This window comes from Klebsiella sp. K5-45, from assembly GCF_030128605.1.
Classification (GTDB): Bacteria; Pseudomonadota; Gammaproteobacteria; order Enterobacterales; family Enterobacteriaceae; genus Klebsiella; species Klebsiella quasipneumoniae.
The window spans coordinates 1-1,099 of the sequence record NZ_JAKUZW010000051.1; the positions used below are offsets into that span (position 1 = coordinate 1).

At 52.9% G+C, this 1,099-nt stretch carries 1 pseudogene; it reads right to left on the reverse strand.

The features are described 5' to 3' along the window. Positions 1–1,027, reverse strand: a pseudogene (locus MKS11_RS27380) (IS3 family transposase); the annotation flags it as partial. Positions 1,028–1,099: the final 72 nt, after the last annotated feature.

Here is a 1,099-nt window from a genome sequence, read left to right on the forward strand (position 1 = left end):
TGAGCTGCATCGCTGAAGCTTACATAGCCCGTCGCCGGCACCCATTCGTTCTTCAGACTCCTGAAGAAGCGCTCCATTGGGCTGTTATCCCAGCAGTTTCCACGCCGACTCATACTCTGCCTGATCCGGTATCGCCACAGTAACTGCCGGAACTGCCTGCTCGTATAATGGCTGCCTTGATCGCTGTGGAACATCACCCCGACGGGCTTACCACGGGTTTCCCATGCCATTTCCAGTGCTTTCATGGTGAGCCTGCTGTCCGGCGAGAACGACATGGCCCAGCCCACTGGTTTTCTTGCGAACAGGTCGAGAACAACGGCGAGGTACGCCCAGCGCTTATAGGTCACATCACCGCACCACACCTGATTTGGTTCCGTTACGGCGAACTGTCGCTCAAGATGATTCGGGATAGCAACGTGCTCATGACCGCCACGCTTATACCGGTGAGTCGGCTGCTGGCAACTGACCAGCCCCAGCTCTTTCATGAGTCTGCCAGCAAGCCAGCGCCCCATCTGGTAACCTCTCTGGGTTGCCATTGTGGCGATGCTTCTTGCTCCGGCAGAGCCGTGGCTGATGCCATGCAGTTCAAGTACCTGACTGCGTAATACAGCCCGTCTGCCGTCTGGCTTTTCAGGACGGTTTTTCCAGTATTTGTAGCTGCTGCGATGAACCCCGAACACATGGCAGAGAGTGGCCACAGGATAACGCGCCCTGAGTTTCCCGATTATCGAGAACTGTTCAGGGAGTCTGACATCAAGAGCACGGTAGCCTTTTTTAATATTTCATTTTCCATTTCAATACGTTGTAGCTTTTTCCTGAGCTCACGGATTTCAATTTGTTCCGGGGTAATGGGGGAGGCTTTTGGTGTTTTGCCCTGCCGTTCATCACGTAATTGTTTCACCCATCGCGTCATTGTGGAAAGGCCGACATCCATAGCGCTGGCTGCATCTGCCACGGTGTAGTTCTGGTCAACGACCAGTTGAGCGGATTCGCGTTTAAACTCTGCGCTGAAATTTCTTTTTTTCATTATGACACCTGTGTTGTTCTGAGGTGAGCATATCACCTCTGTTCAGGTGGCCAAATTCAGTAAACCACTTCA